Annotated in this window: 2 protein-coding genes; one reads left to right on the plus strand and one right to left on the minus strand. The window is 76.3% G+C overall.

The genetic code is table 11. The annotated features are described in order from the left end of the window. Positions 1–1,431, plus strand: a 1,431-nt coding sequence (locus tag IE249_RS36565) for an AAA family ATPase (protein WP_229857751.1), incomplete at its 5' end; no start/stop codon positions are given. On the opposite strand, the gene IE249_RS07180 is transcribed toward IE249_RS36565, so the two are convergent. Next, a partial coding sequence (locus IE249_RS07180; RefSeq protein ID WP_229857753.1) for a hypothetical protein occupies positions 1,401–3,149 on the minus strand: 1,749 nt, incomplete at its 5' end. The genes IE249_RS36565 and IE249_RS07180 overlap by 31 nt on opposite strands.

Consider the following 3,149-nt stretch of genomic DNA (forward strand, 5'->3'; position numbering starts at 1 on the left):
GACCGCGGCTCCCGCGCGGACGTGGTGGACAGCGACCTCACCCAGGTGCGCAACACCGCCGTGTCGGTGAGCGACGGCGCCACCGCCCAGCTCGACGACTGCCGGATCAGTGAGGCGTCGACCGGCGCCTGGTTCCGCGACCACGGCAGCGGGGGCACGCTCAGCAACTGCACGGTGGACGGCACCCAGACCGGCGTGATCGTCACCAAGGGCGCCGACCCCACCGTCGAGCGCTGCACGGTCTCCTCCCCCGCCGAGGCCGGTTTCTACGTCTCCGCCGGGGGCCGGGGCAGCTTCCTGGGCTGCCGGGTGACGGGCAGCGGCGGCTACGGCTTCCATGTGATCGACGGCTGCCGTACGACACTGCGCAAGTGCCGTACGGAGCGCTGCGCGCGCGGGGGTTACGAGTTCGCGGACGGCGGGGCGGACGCCGGACCGGGCTCCGGACCGGTGGTCGAGGACTGCACCAGCGACGAGAGCGGCGGGGTGCGCCCGCCGGCGGCCCGGGAGACGGCCGTGCAGACGACGAGCCCCTCCCCCGGTCTGCTGGGCGCGATCCCCGGCCAGCGCAGCACCGAGCAGGAGCCGGCGGTGACCGCCCCCGAGCCGGAGGCGTCCGCGCGCACCGCCAAGGACGTGTTGGGCGCGCTCGACGCACTGGTGGGCCTGGACAGCGTGAAGCGGGAGGTGCGCGCGCTCACCGACATGATCGAGGTGGGCCGGCGCCGGCAGCGGGCGGGCCTGAAGGCGGCCTCGGTCAAGCGGCATCTGGTCTTCACCGGCTCGCCGGGCACCGGCAAGACGACGGTCGCCCGTCTCTACGGCGAGATCCTCGCCTCCCTGGGCGTCCTCGACAAGGGCCATCTGGTCGAGGTGTCCCGCGTCGACCTGGTCGGCGAGCACATCGGTTCCACCGCGATCCGCACCCAGGAGGCGTTCGAGCGTGCGCGCGGCGGGGTGCTGTTCATCGACGAGGCGTACGCCCTCTCGCCCGAGGACGCCGGCCGCGACTTCGGCAAGGAGGCCATCGACACGCTGGTGAAGCTGATGGAGGACCACCGGGACGCGGTGGTGGTGATCGTCGCCGGCTACACCGCCGAGATGGAGCGCTTCCTGTCCGTCAACCCGGGTGTGGCCTCCCGCTTCTCCCGCACCATCACCTTCGGCGACTACGGCCCCGACGAGCTGCTGCGGATCGTGGAGCAGCAGGCCGAGGAGCACGAGTACCGGCTGGCGCCGGGGACGGCCGAGGCACTGCTGAAGTACTTCACCGAGATCCCGAAGGGCGCGGCGTTCGGCAACGGCCGTACCGCGCGCCAGACCTTCGAGGCGATGGTGGAGCGGCACGCGGGCCGGGTGGCCCAGTTCGCCGACCCGAGCACGGACGACCTGACGCTGCTCTACGCCGAGGACCTGCCGGCGCTGCCCTGAGCCTCCCGGCCGGGGCGCGGTGCGGGCAGGTCCGGGTGGAGGCGGGCCAGGAGCCGTGCGCGTTCCTCGGCGAAGGCGGGGTCGGCCTGGTAGTCGGAGTGGCCGAGGATCGGCGCGGGCAGCGGGTGCCGTGCGGTGCGGCCGTAGGCGAGCGGGTCCTTCAGCGGGGCGCGGTCGACGGCGGGGCCGCTGTCGCCGGGCAGGGCGACCGCGCCGCCGATCGGGTCGGTGAGCCGGTGGAGGTTGCGCCAGCAGTCGACGTCGCGGTGCAGGGCGCCGAGGGCGGCCGGCCCGAAGTGGGCGGGGAACCAGCGGCCGTAGAGCCGGGTGAGCGGGGAGCCGTAGGTCAGCAGGGCGACCCGCCGGCGCACCGCGGGGGTGAGCTGCCAGGCCGCGGCGGCGGCCAGCACACTGCCCTGGGAGTGCCCGGACAGGACCAGCCGGCCGCCGGTGGCGCGCGTCCAGGTGGCCATGCGCCAGGTGAGGTCGGGCACCGCGCGTTCGGCGTAGCAGGGCGGGGCGAAGGGGTGGGCGGCGCGCGGCCAGAAGGTGCCGACGTCCCAGAGGATGCCGATGGTGCGCCGGGCGGAGGCGTCCTTGTAGGCGCGGCGGCCCCAGGTGACCAGGAGTACGAAGCCGAGGCCGACCAGCCAGGACCCGAGGGCCTGCGCGGTCTCGGCGGCGCCCTGGACCAGCGGGTGGGCGCCTTGCGCGGCGCGGGCCGGGGTGCGGTGGCCGGTCAGCGCGCCCGCCAGCGCGGCGGCGCCGAGCAGGAGGGTGGCCAGGGAGGTGACGCCGACGACGAGAGGGGCGTCGTCGGTCAGGGTCGCCATGGCGCGGGTGCGGGCGATCCGGCGGGTGCGTTCGGGGTCCTCGGGCTCGTCCGGGTAGTCCCCGCGGACCGTGGCGCGCTCGGCGCGGGCCAGGCGCCAGGCGCGGCCGGCGAGGCGTCCGCCGAGCACCAGCAGGAGCAGCAGCAGCGGCGGGATGACGGAGGCCTGCCAGGTCAGCAGCACCGGCGGGCCGGGGATCGAGCCCCCGGTGCCGTCCATCCAGTCGGCCACGCGCTGGGCGACCCCGCCGGACATCACCCCGCCGAGCGCGCAGGCCAGTGTGGCGACGGCGGGGCCGCCCTGGCCGCGTAACGCGGCGCGCGGGTCGGGGGCGGTGCGGTACAGGGTGTGGGCGGTGACGGCGAGGAGCACGACCAGCAGGCCCTGGACCAGGGCGATCCCGCCGAAGGTGGTGTCGCCGGCCAGCCTGCCGACGGAGTGCCAGGGCGGGCGCGGCCAGCCGGCGTACACGGCGGTGAGCAGGAGCAGCAGCAGCGCGCCGAGCGGCAGCCGCCGTACGAGGTGGCGGTCCAGCCGCCGGTCCAGCCGGTGCTCGCTGCGGCCCCGGCGGCAGACGACGGCGACCACCACCGCGCCGAGGGCGACGAGCGCGGCGTGCAGGCTCCAGCCGAGGACGTCGAGGGCCGCCGGGCCGCCGGGACGGCGGTCGAATGCGGCTGCGGGGGTGGCGACGGCCGCGGCGACGGTGAGCAGGCCGGCGGCGGTGTGGGCGGCGCGCAGCCGGGCCACCAGGCGGCGGCCGTACCAGAAGCCGGGCCGGCCCAGCGGCCCGCCGGCGCCGCTCTCCTCGGGCTCGGGGTCCCGGGACAGCGGCTGCTGGGACTCGTAGGCGCTCCAGGTGCGGTGGGAGAGGTACCAGAGCAG

This window comes from Streptomyces anandii JCM 4720, assembly GCF_014650655.1.
GTDB classification, from domain to species: domain Bacteria; phylum Actinomycetota; class Actinomycetes; order Streptomycetales; family Streptomycetaceae; genus Streptomyces; species Streptomyces anandii.